This is a genomic window from Rhodococcus sp. NPDC055112 (assembly GCF_053607505.1).
This window is the reverse complement of sequence record NZ_JBSGTR010000064.1, coordinates 21,127-31,938: the sequence shown is the minus strand read 5'-3', so window position 1 is coordinate 31,938 and position 10,812 is coordinate 21,127. Positions and strand designations below refer to the sequence as shown.

Sequence of the window (10,812 nt, the reverse complement as noted above, 5' to 3'; positions counted from 1 at the left end):
GATGGCCGGTGCCCGCCGTCGTGCTCGCGTGCGCGTCCTGGCTGCTGGGGGTGCTGGCGTTGGTGGCGTTCGTCGCCGCCGAGCCGACACTCGACGCCGACCAGCTGTTCTTCCTCGTCGACCTGCTCGGTGCGGCCGTCTACGGCACGGTCGCCGGGGTGGTGCTCGCGCGGCGGGTGCACCCGGTGCCGATCATCCTCGGGCTCACCGGGATCGGGGTGGGCCTGGCCGCGTTCAGCTACGCCTATACCCAGCTGGCGCTGGTCCGGCCGGGGCTGCCTGCCGTAGCGGCGATCGAGCCGCTGCAGAACACCGCATGGATCCCCGGCACGTTGGCGCTGTTCCTGGTGATCCCCTGGCTAATCCGTGACCACCGGCTGGAGCCGGTGGCCCGTGTCGGCTTGGTCCTGGGCACCGCGACCATCGTCTGGTTCTTCATGGCCCGCACCTACACCGACATCGCACAGATCTGGTTGATCGCGCCGGTGGTGGGGGTGGGCCTGCTCGCGGCGGCCGACGCCGCGTGGCGGTGGCGGCGGGGACCGGTCGACGAGCGAATCGGCCTTGGTTGGCTGTGCCTGGGCACCACCCTGATGGCGCTGTCGTTCGTGCCGCTCGCGCTGCCGCCGACCTGGCCGAGCCTGTGGATGCTCACCCCGCTGATCCACCTCGCGGTGCAGGCGTTCTATCCGGCGGCGATCCTGGTCTCGATTCTGCGACAACGGATGTGGGGCCTGGACCTGGCGGTCAGCCGCGCGGTGCTCGCGGGCACCCTCACCGTCGGCCTGATCGCGCTCTACGTGGTGGTGGCCACGGCGCTGGCGCGGCTGCTGCCCGCGGCGGATTCGGTACTCGCGCAGGCCGTTGCGGCCGGTGCCGTGGCGGTCGCGGTGCAGCCGTCCCGACTGTGGCTGCAGAGCCGCGTGCACGACCTCGTGTACGGGGAGGGTGGTGATCCCGCCAGGGCGGTGCGCCGGCTCGGCGCCCGGTTCGTGGAGGCGGAGACGCCCGAGGACCTGGTCTCCGAGCTCGCGGGCGGTGTGGCGGTGGCCCTGCGCCTGGAATCGGTGACGGTCTGGCGTTCCGGGGACACCGACCCCACCGCGCGCCGAGGGGAGCCGACGGGCGACCCGACGACGGTCGCGCTCATCCACCGCGGCGCCCCGGTCGGCCGGTTGACGGTGACCGCGCCGCCGGGGGAGACCCTCGGAGCGCGGAGTCGGAAGTCGTTGGGGGAGTTGGCCTCGGTGGTCGCCACCGGCCTGGCGCTGGTGCAGGCGACGAAGGATCTGGACGCGGCGCGCGAGCGGTTGTCCACGGTGCGACTGGAGGAGCGGCGGGTGATCCGGAGGGAGCTGCACGACGGTCTCGGCCCCTCGCTCGCCGGCATCCGGCTCGGGTTGCAGGGGGTGCGGAACCTGCTGCGCACCGATTCGGACGCGGCGGTGCGACTGCTCGAGTCGCTGCAGGTCCAGCTCGACCACCAGGTCGACGGTGTCCGATCGTTGTCCCGCAACCTCTTCCCCCCGATCCTGGACGAGCTGGGCCTGGCCGCCGCGCTCGAGGAGCTGGCCGCCCAGCACGCCCGCGGCGGGTTCGCGCTGGACGTGTGCGCGCAGCTGCCCGCGCGGGTGGACCCGTACGCGGGCGCGGCCGCATACGGGATCGTGGTGGAGGCAGTCTCGAACGCGCGCAGGCACAGCGGGGCCGACGGCTGCCGGGTCGAGGCGGTGTGTGCGGCAACGGAGTCCGGCGGGCGCCAGCTCACCGTCACGATCCGGGACGGCGGCACCGGCTTCGACCCGGGCAGGGACGCGGGCGTCGGGACCCGCTCGATGCGGGAGCGGGCAGGCGAGCTGGGCGGCACCCTGGTCATCGACTCGCTGCACCCGCACGGCACCAGGGTCACCGCACGGCTACCGTTGGCCGCATCATGACCGTCATCCGCGTTGCCGTCGTCGACGACCACCCCGTCTTCCGGCTCGGGATGGTGGCGCTGCTGTCCACGCTCGACGGCATCGAGGTGGTCGCCGAGGCCAGTTCGTCGGCGGAGGCCATCGCGCTGGTGACGGCCGACGTCGATGTGGTGCTGATGGACCTCGAGCTCGGCGACAGGTCCGGCGTCGAAACGACGCGGGACCTGCTCGCGCGGTTCCCGGCATTGCGCGTGCTGATGGTGACGATGCACGAGGACGACGAGTCGATCGTCGCCTCGATGCGCGCGGGGGCCAGGGGCTATCTGGTCAAGGGCGCGGTCCCGGATGAGGTGGAGCGGGCGATCCGGGCGGTCGCCAACGGAGAGCTGCTCCTTGGTGCGGCGGTGGCCGAGCGCGCGCTCGGCTTCATGGCGGCCTCCCGGAGCCTGGCTCCTGCGGTGTTCCCCGAGCTGACCGACCGGGAACGGGAGGTTCTCGACCTGGTGGCGGGCGGGCTCGACACCGCGGCGATCTCCCGGCGCCTGGTGCTGAGCCCGAAGACCGTCCGCAACCACATCTCGAACATCCTGGCCAAGCTCGGGGTGTCGGACCGGTCCGCGGCCATCGTGCGGGCGCGGCAGGCCGGGCTGGGCTGAGCCTCGCAGGCGGGCTGGGATCAGCGCGTTGCTAGAACCGACCCGGACCCCGACCCGTCGCGACGATCGCAACGGTCACAGAGCCCGCTCGGTTCGGTCCTAGACCCAATTCTGAAACGAGTTCTAGTATGGCTTGCGTCGAGGTCTATGCCTCGGGCCAGGCGCTGCTCGAGTCGGCGCCCGGCGATGACGTTTGAACTGCCATTGCGAACACCACGCACGCGGCGGAGCCGTGCACAGGAAGGAACACCTCACAGTGACCACAGAGGCATTCATTTATGAAGCCATCCGGACCCCACGTGGCCGAGGAAAGAAGACCGGTTCGCTTCACTCGGTCAAGCCGATCTCGCTGGTCACCGGCCTGATCGACGAGCTGCGCGTGCGTTTCCCCGACCTCGACGAGAACCGCATCTCGGACCTGGTCCTCGGTGTCGTCACCCCGGTCGGCGACCAGGGCATGGACATCGCGCGCATCGCGGTCAACGATGCCGGCCTGCCCGACACCGTCGGCGGCGTGCAGCTCAACCGTTTCTGTGCCTCCGGTCTCGAGGCCGTCAACATCGCCGCGCAGAAGGTCCGCTCCGGCTGGGACGAGCTGGTCATCGCCGGCGGCGTCGAGTCGATGTCCCGCGTCCCGATGGGCTCCGACGGCGGCCCGTGGGCGCTTGACCCGGCCACCAACTACGACAACTACTTCGTGCCGCAGGGCGTGGGTGCCGACCTGATCGCCACCATCGAGGGCTTCACCCGCGACATCGTCGACGCCTACGCGGTGCGCTCGCAGGACCTGGCCGCCAAGGCGTGGGCCGGCGGCTACTTCGCCAAGTCCGTCGTGCCGGTCAAGGACCTCAACGGCATCACCATCCTCGACAACGACGAGCACATGCGCCCCGGCACCACCGCGGAGTCGCTCGGCACCCTCGCCCCCGCGTTCGCGACGGTCGGCGAGATGGGCGGCTTCGACGCCGTCTCGCTGCAGAAGTACCACTTCGTCGAGAAGATCAACCACGTCCACCACGGCGGCAACAGCTCCGGCATCGTCGACGGCGCCGCGCTGGTGCTCGTCGGCTCCGAGCAGGCCGGCAAGGACATGGGCCTGACCCCGCGCGCCCGCGTCGTGGCCACCGCCACCTCCGGCGCCGACTCGACCATCATGCTGACCGGCCCGACGCCTGCCGCCAAGAAGGCGCTGGCCGCCGCGGGTCTGACGATCGAGGACATGGACCTCGTCGAGATCAACGAGGCGTTCGCGTCCGTGGTGCTCAAGTTCCAGAAGGACATGAACGTCCCGGACGAGAAGCTCAACGTCAACGGCGGCGCCATCGCGATGGGCCACCCGCTCGGAGCCACCGGCGCCATGATCACCGGAACCATGGTCGACGAGCTCGAGCGGCGCAACGCCCGCTACGCGCTCATCACGCTGTGCATCGGCGGCGGCATGGGCGTGGCCACCATCATCGAGCGCGTCTGACGCGGCCCGGACTACCAGGAGACTTGAAGCAGTGAGCGAGCAGAACATCATCAACTGGGAGCAGGACGCCGACGGAATCGTCGTGCTCACCATCGACGACCCCAACCAGGGCGCGAACACCATGAACGCGGCCTACATCGCCTCGATGAAGGCCACCGTGGACCGGCTGTACGCCGAGAAGGACGCCATCACCGGCGTCGTGCTGACCTCCGGCAAGAAGACCTTCTTCGCAGGCGGCGACCTCAAGAACATGATCAAGGTCGGCCCCGAGAACGCCGAGGAGATCTTCAACCACAGCGTCACGCTGAAGGCCGACCTGCGTCGCCTCGAGACCCTCGGCAAGCCGGTCGTCACCTGCATCAACGGTGCCGCGCTCGGTGGCGGTCTCGAGATCGCGCTGGCCACCCACTACCGCATCGCCGCGGACGTCAAGGGCGTCAAGATCGGCCTGCCCGAGGTCACCCTCGGCCTGCTCCCCGGCGGCGGCGGCGTCGTCCGCACCGTCCGCATGTTCGGCCTGATGACCGCGCTGACCCAGATGCTGCTGCAGGGCCAGCAGCGTGGACCGGTGCAGGCCAAGGAGGTCGGCCTGGTCGACGAGGTCGTCTCCTCCGTCGAGGAGCTCGTCCCCGCCGCCAAGGCGTGGATCAAGGCCAACCCCGAGTCCGGCGTGCAGCCGTGGGATGTCAAGGGCTACAAGATCCCCGGCGGCACCCCCGCCACCCCGGCGTTCGCGGCGAACCTGCCCGCCTTCCCGGCGAACCTGCGCAAGACCCTCAAGGGTGCGCCCATGCCTGCCCCGCGCGCGATCATGGCCGCGGCCGTCGAGGGCTCGCAGGTCGACATCGACAACGCGCTGACCATCGAGTCGCGCTACTTCACCTCGCTGGTCACCGGCCAGGTCGCGAAGAACATGATCCAGGCGTTCTTCTTCGACCTGCAGTCGATCAACGGCGGCGGCTCGCGTCCCGAGGGCGTCGCGAAGACCGAGATCAAGAAGATCGGTGTGCTCGGCGCAGGCATGATGGGCGCGGGCATCGCGTACGTCTCGGCGAAGGCCGGCTTCGAGGTCGTGCTCAAGGACGTCACCATCGAGGCGGCGACCAAGGGCAAGGCGTACTCCGAGAAGATCGAGGCCAAGGCCCTCTCGCGCGGCAAGACCACGCAGGAGAAGTCGGACGCCCTGCTGGCGCGCATCACCCCGTCCGCGGACGCGGCGGACTTCGCGGGCGTCGACTTCGTCGTCGAGGCCGTGTTCGAGTCGCAGGACCTCAAGCACAAGGTGTTCCAGGAGATCGAGGACATCGTCGAGCCGAACGCACTGCTCGGGTCGAACACCTCGACGCTGCCTATCACCGGTCTCGCGACCGGCGTCAAGCGCCAGGAAGACTTCATCGGCATCCACTTCTTCTCGCCCGTCGACAAGATGCCGCTGGTGGAGATCATCCGCGGTGAGAAGACCTCCGACGAGGCGCTGGCCCGGGTGTTCGATTTCGTCCAGGCCATCCGCAAGACCCCGATCGTGGTCAACGACTCGCGTGGCTTCTTCACCTCGCGCGTCATCGGCACCTTCATCAACGAGGCCATCGGCATGGTCGCCGAGGGCATCGAGCCGGCCACCATCGAGCAGGCGGGCATGCAGGCCGGTTACCCGGCGGCGCCGCTGCAGCTCTCGGACGAGCTGAACCTGACGCTGATGCAGAAGATCCGCGCGGAGTCCAAGGCCGCGGCGCTGGCCGAGGGCAAGGAACTGCCCGCCGACCCGGCAGGCGACGTCATCAACTTCCTCGTCGAGGGCAACGACCGCAAGGGCCGCCTCGGCGGTGCGGGCTTCTACGACTACGTCGACGGCAAGCGCACCGGCCTGTGGTCGGGCCTGCGTGAGCAGTTCAACTCCGGCTCGAACCAGGCCCCGATCCAGGACCTCATCGAGCGGATGCTGTTCATCGAGGCCATCGAGACGCAGAAGTGCTTCGACGAGGGTGTCCTGATGACCAGCGCCGACGCCAACATCGGCTCGATCATGGGCATCGGCTTCCCGGCCTGGACCGGTGGCGTGCACCAGTACGTCGTCGGCTACGAGGGCGGCAAGGCCGGCTTCGTCAAGCGCGCCGAGGAACTCGCCGCGAAGTACGGCGAGCGCTTCACCCCGCCCGCCTCGCTGAAGGCCTAGGCACCGATCGACTGAAGGTGCCCCTCGCCCGGTCCGACCGGGTGGGGGGCACCTTCAGTCGTTTCCTGGGGTCAGACGTCGTCCGATTCCTGCGGCGGCACGGGCACGACCGGCGGACTCCTCGGCGTCGAGGCCCCATCCGTACACGGCGGTGTCTACCTGCATGGTGTGCCGCTTGCTCTTGACGAAGTGCTTGACGTCCCGTTTCTCGTCCGCGCGGATGGTGGTCTGCATCGACGCGATGTCCGGCAACGCGTAGTCGCCCGCCAGGTAGGCCGCGGCCCACCTGGCCTGGCGCTCGCAGAACGGGAACAGCGTCGGAATCGCCTGCGCGAACCCGATCATGATCAGGTCGTCCACCCCGGGCTTGATCATCCGCTTGAACAGGGGCAGCCGGTTGTCGGGCGCCGAGATGAACTCCTCGTCGAAGAACGGGAAGGTGATCTTGTACCCGGTCGCGTAGATGATGACGTCGATGCGCTCGCGGGTGCCGTCGGCGAACTCGACCTCGGCGCCGTCGAGCCGCCGGATGTCCGGTTTCGCGGCGAGGTCTCCTGAGCCGAGCCGGACGAGCAGCTCGCTCGACACGGTCGGGTGCGCCTCGAGCAGCTTGTGGTCCGGGGTCGGGAGGCCGTAGTTCTCCATCCGCCCGACGGTGATCCGCATGAGGCCGCGGGCCAGGGTCCGTTGCAGGCGCAGCGGCACGTGCGGCATCGTGCGCATGATCGTGTCGATCGGCCTGCCGAACACGTACTTCGGGATCACGTACGCGCCCCGCCTCGTGGAGATGAACGCCTTCTCGGCGAGGTCGCGGCGGCTGAGCTCGGACGCGATGTCGACGGCGCTGTTCCCGATGCCCACCACCAGGATTCGCTTGCCCCGCATGTCGATCGGCTCGGTCGGATCGATGTACTCGTGCGAGTGGATCTGCCTGCCGGTGAACTCGCCGGGGAAGGCGGGCTCGGGCCAGCGGGGATCCCAGTGATGGCCGTTCGCGACGATCAGGGCGTCACAACGGCGACGGTCGCCGCCGGACAGTTCGAGTTCCCAGCCGCCACCCTCGAGCCGTCGGGCATGACGCACCTCCGTCCGGAACCGGATGCTGTCCGCGAGACGGAAGCGATCGACATAGGACTCGAAGTACGCGTGCACCTGCTCGTGCGAGGGGAAGTCCGGATAGTCGGTGGGCATCGGGAAGTCGGAGAAGCCGAGCCGCTCCTTGGAGGTGTCGATGTGCAACGAGCGGTATGCGGAGGAGCGCCGGTTGGGATTCTTGAAAGCCCAGTTGCCGCCGACCCGGTCGCTCATCTCGAACGTCTCGACCGGCAGGCCCCGCTCGCGGAGCGCCTTGGTCGTGACCAGGCCGCTGAGGCCGGCGCCGATGACGCAGGTGGACGGCATGGAGGTACCCATGGGTCCACGGTAGCCGCGGAGGCCGCCCGCTGACGGGGATTCGACGGCGCCGATCGCCGCGGTGACCTGGTGTTTCCCGCGACGAGGGAAACCGTATGTTCGGCGGTGAGTGCGGACACTACGTTCAGCCGGTGTGGCCTGGAGCACACCGGTGGCGACCGGTCACACGCAGCGCGCGGCATCCGTGGCGCGGGATTCGGATCGGATACGAACGGGGCACGAACATGCTGACTTTGAGCTTTCCTGAGGGCGCCGCCCTGGTCTTCGGTGGCAGCGGCGGCATCGGGCGCGGCGTCGCCCGGGAGTTCGCCCGCGCCGGCAGCGCCGTCGCGGTCTGCTACAACTCCAAGCGCGAGGTGGCCGAGGAAACGGTGACCGAGCTGCGGGCGCTGGGGGTGAAGGCGAGCGCGCACCAGGTCGACGTCCGCGCCGACGAGGACGTCACTCGGGTGTTGGGGGAGGTTGTCGGCGAACACTCGCGGATCCACACCGTGGTGTGGGGAGCGGGCCCTGTCGTCGAGCAGATCACCGTCGCCGAGACCACCCCCGCGCAGTACCGGCGGTCGATCGAGATCGAGACCCTCGGGCTGTTCACCGCCGCACACGCCGTGCTGCCGCACTTTCGCGAGCACGGCGGCGGTTCGTTCGTCCACCTCGGCTCGGCGGGTGACCACTGGTTCCCGGCGCTGGACGGCTTGTCGGTGATCCCGAAGGCGGCGAACGAATCGCTGCTCCGCGGTATCGCGAAGGAGGAAGGTGCGCACAACATCCGGGCCAACTCGGTGCTGGTCGGTGTCATCGAGGCGGGCATGTTCCTCGAGCTCAAGGCGCAGGGCGTCTTCGACGAGGAGTGGGAACGCGAGGTCCACAAGCTGGTGCCCCTCAAGCGCTGGGGCAAGCCGGCCGACATCGGGGCGGCGTGCGTCTTCCTGGCATCGAACGAGGCCAATTACATCACCGGGCAACAGATCTCGGTGTCCGGCGGTTTCGGCGTCTAGGCGACCCGGACGGGAGAGGAGCCGTTGGTGTGAGCGACCGTGAGCAGACGCAATCCATGGCGATGTTCGACAGGATCGAGCTGGTGCTGCAGGCGCTCGACGACTGTGGGCACCTCACTCTCAGCGAGACGTCTCGACTGACTGGGATCCCGACGTCGTCAGCGCACCGGCTGCTCGAGAAGATGGTGCAGCGGCGCTGGCTCACCCGGGTCGGGACCCGGTACGAGATCGGCGTCCGATTGTTCGAGCTGGGATCGAGGGCGGTGCGCAACCACTGGTTCCACCGGACCGCCCTGCCGATCATGCAGGAACTGCACCGATCCACGGGCGCCGTGGTGCACCTCGCCTTCCTCGACGGGGCCGACGGCGTCTACTGGGAGAAGATCTCCGGCGCGTTCGGCGCCAAGATTCCGTCGCGGATCGGTGGCCGGTACCCGGCGCACCGGTCGGCGGTGGGCAAGGCGTTGCTGAGCTCGCTCCCGCGGGAGGCGCTCGACCAGCCGGTATTCGGTCGGCTGAACCACCGGGATGTGCATCGGTCGGGCGGCAGGCGCGAGTTGGAGGACGAGCTCGATCGGGTGTCCGTCGAGGGGGTCGCCTACGACCGGGGTGAGGCGTTGCCCGGCCTCGGGTGTGTCGCCTCGCCGATCGCGCACGGGCACCCGACACCTGCGGCCCTCTCGATCTGCGGACCGCTCAGCCGCATCACCTCGGATCGCAGGATGAGTGCGGCGGTACAGAGCGCCGCCGCCGAGATCGCCCGCAGTGTCCGGCAGGCCGCTCCCGCAGAGTGAGCCGGTCATCTCCCGGATCCGCTCCCGACGGTGCACTTGTTCCCCACGAACTCGGTGATGTCCACGGTATCGGCGATCAGCCGATATCCCTCGGGAGTCGGGTGGAGGTTGTCCGCGCTGGCGTATTTGCGGTCGAGGATGCTGGGGTTGTTCGGGTCTCGCACCGCTGCGTCGAAGTCGATCACGCTGTCGGACAGCCGCTGAGATCGGATCCACGAGTTGGCCCGGACCCGAACGGGATCGGACGGCGGGAAGCTGGTCAGTCCGTCGGCGAGCCCGTTCGAAGCGGGCATCATGGTGCCGAGATGTACCCGAAGCCCCGCGTCGTGGAGTCGGTCGATGACCCTGGTGTACCCCGCCACGAGTTGTTCGTACGGTGTGCCGATCGGCATTCCGAGGTCGTTCATCCCGATCCAGACGATCACATCGGTGACACCGGACTGGGCGAGCACGTCGGCCTCGATCCGTGACTCGCCTGCCCGCCCGAGGGCAGGAACCATCCCGTCGGAGACCAGACGATTGCCGCCGATCCCGGCATTCGTGACGACGACCTCGGCGCCGGCCTCGTCGAGCCGGCGCTGAAGGAAGTCGGGGTAGCGCACGTTCTGGTCGACGACCCCGTCGATCTGTGGGGTGCCCAGGAAGTCGGCGGCCACGTGTCCGTCGGTGGCCGAGTCCCCGAAGGCGACGACCGTCGTGACGCCGGCCGGGGCCAGCATGTCCACCTGGGACACGAACGGCACGCGCGTGGTGGTGTGACTGAAGGCGTCGCCCGCGATGTCCGCGGTGTGGTCCCCGAGCCCGGGCGGCGTGTAGTAGCTCGTCGCGTTCCCGCTGGCGTGCCCGGTGACCCGACCTGCCCGACCGTCGGTGTGGATGCTGATCGACAGCGGCTCGAAACCGTCCACGGTGATCGGCACGGGGTCGGTCACGACATCCGTCCCCGGCGCGGCCGTCGTCGAGGTGTTGCCGCCGTCGAAGGTGACAGGGTGGACGGAATCCGGATCGATTGCGGCACCCTGGGTCTGGCGTCCGACGGTCACCCGAGTGAAGGTGACGGGTTCGCTTCCGAACCGGTTGCTGAGCCGGATCCGTACGTCGCCGCCGCCGCGGTGGGGCGTCACCACGACGCGGTAGGTCTGCTCGCCGCCCGGCATCTCGGAACCGGTGGCCTCGACGGCGTCGGTCGGGCTCGCGGCCCAGGTGCTGACCCAATGCCGATCGCCGCATCCTGCGCTCGGCACACCGGCCCATGCGCTGGCGGTGACACTCGTGCCCGCCAGCGCGGACACGCAGATCGCCGCCAGCAGTCCATTCCTGATATCCCGTGACATGCAAATCCTTCCGTGGGGTTGATTAAAGGCTCTACTAACTGACTGATTGGTCGGTAG

Annotated in this window: 8 protein-coding genes; 6 read left to right on the top strand and 2 right to left on the bottom strand. The window is 69.1% G+C overall.

The genetic code is table 11. From position 1 onward, the window contains the following. The first annotated feature begins 8 nt into the window (after positions 1-8). The 4 genes from ACWFRB_RS22395 (at position 9) to ACWFRB_RS22380 (ending at position 6,216) form a co-directional block, all read left to right on the top strand. A complete protein-coding gene (locus tag ACWFRB_RS22395) occupies positions 9-1,937 on the top strand; it encodes a sensor histidine kinase (RefSeq protein WP_452643445.1) in 1,929 nt (642 codons plus the stop codon). Continuing rightward, positions 1,934-2,572: a response regulator gene (locus tag ACWFRB_RS22390; protein ID WP_452643441.1), complete on the top strand. Its 639-nt coding sequence runs from the start codon at positions 1,934-1,936 to the stop codon at positions 2,570-2,572. The genes ACWFRB_RS22395 and ACWFRB_RS22390 overlap by 4 nt, the downstream gene beginning before the upstream one ends. 256 nt (positions 2,573-2,828) lie before the next feature. Next, positions 2,829-4,043, top strand: coding sequence for an acetyl-CoA C-acetyltransferase (locus ACWFRB_RS22385; RefSeq protein WP_077043968.1), 1,215 nt, complete (start codon positions 2,829-2,831; stop codon positions 4,041-4,043). Positions 4,044-4,074: 31 nt separating this feature from the next. Continuing rightward, a complete protein-coding gene (locus ACWFRB_RS22380; protein ID WP_452643440.1) occupies positions 4,075-6,216 on the top strand; it encodes a 3-hydroxyacyl-CoA dehydrogenase NAD-binding domain-containing protein in 2,142 nt (713 codons plus the stop codon). A 54-nt stretch (positions 6,217-6,270) separates the two neighbouring features. Here the strand turns inward: ACWFRB_RS22380 and ACWFRB_RS22375 are convergent, their stop codons facing one another. Continuing rightward, entirely contained in the window at positions 6,271-7,629 is a 1,359-nt protein-coding gene (locus ACWFRB_RS22375; RefSeq protein WP_452643439.1) for a flavin-containing monooxygenase, read from the bottom strand. A gap of 233 nt (positions 7,630-7,862) precedes the next feature. On the opposite strand from ACWFRB_RS22375, the gene ACWFRB_RS22370 reads away from it, so the two are divergent. Then, positions 7,863-8,627 carry an SDR family NAD(P)-dependent oxidoreductase gene (locus tag ACWFRB_RS22370; RefSeq protein WP_452643438.1) on the top strand — a complete coding sequence of 255 codons (765 nt, stop codon included), beginning with the start codon at positions 7,863-7,865 and terminating at the stop codon, positions 8,625-8,627. Positions 8,628-8,656: 29 nt separating this feature from the next. Then, complete coding sequence (locus tag ACWFRB_RS22365) at positions 8,657-9,421, top strand: IclR family transcriptional regulator (protein WP_452643437.1); 765 nt, start codon at positions 8,657-8,659, stop codon at positions 9,419-9,421. Between the two features lie 5 nt (positions 9,422-9,426). Here ACWFRB_RS22365 and ACWFRB_RS22360 read toward each other — a convergent pair whose 3' ends face one another. Then, positions 9,427-10,755 carry a GDSL-type esterase/lipase family protein gene (locus tag ACWFRB_RS22360; RefSeq protein ID WP_452643436.1) on the bottom strand — a complete coding sequence of 443 codons (1,329 nt, stop codon included), beginning with the start codon at positions 10,753-10,755 and terminating at the stop codon, positions 9,427-9,429. Positions 10,756-10,812: the final 57 nt, after the last annotated feature.

Coding starts and splice junctions, on each gene's coding strand:
- ACWFRB_RS22390 (WP_452643441.1), top strand. CDS start 1,934: ATGACCGTCATCCGCGTTGCCGTCGTCGACGACCACCCCGTCTTCCGG.
- ACWFRB_RS22375 (WP_452643439.1), bottom strand. CDS start 7,629: ATGGGTACCTCCATGCCGTCCACCTGCGTCATCGGCGCCGGCCTCAGC.
- ACWFRB_RS22360 (WP_452643436.1), bottom strand. CDS start 10,755: ATGTCACGGGATATCAGGAATGGACTGCTGGCGGCGATCTGCGTGTCC.